This window comes from Treponema sp. R80B11-R83G3 (assembly GCF_054786115.1).
Window position 1 is genome coordinate 1 of the sequence record NZ_BDHF01000499.1, and the last position, 449, is coordinate 449.

The following is a 449-nucleotide window of genomic DNA, read 5'->3' on the forward strand; positions in this document are numbered from 1 at the left end:
CTCCTTAAGCTTGCCGCAAAAGCGTCATTTTTAATAAGTTACTTTAACACGCCAGCAAAGACCATAAACGCTCCATAAAATCAAGTTAAACTTTTGTTTAAGTAAGGGCGTCTTATATTGCCGTCAAAAATTACAACGGCTATAATCACCCTATGAAAGGGAATATCCTGATTGTTGAAGATGTCCTTGATCTTGCCGATGTGGTAACACGCTACCTTGTCAAGGAAGGCTTCGAGGTAAAAGCCGTTCCCAGCGCGGAAGACGCTTTCTCTCTGCTTAATGCATGGAAATGCAACCTTATCATCCTTGACATAAACCTTCCCGGCATGGACGGGTTTGAATTTTTGACGAGGTTCAAGAAAACAAGCGAAACTCCGGTGCTTATTATGTCGGCGCGGACTTCGGAGGAAGATCAGATAACGGGACTGGGGATAGGGGCTGACGAATAT

The 449-nt window shown here is 44.1% G+C and carries 1 protein-coding gene; it reads left to right on the forward strand.

Going from position 1 to position 449, the window contains the following annotated elements; genetic code table 11:
• Positions 1-152: 152 nt before the first annotated feature.
• Positions 153-449: response regulator (locus ACYVRH_RS14660; protein WP_461257598.1), on the forward strand; the 297-nt coding region annotated here is incomplete at its 3' end.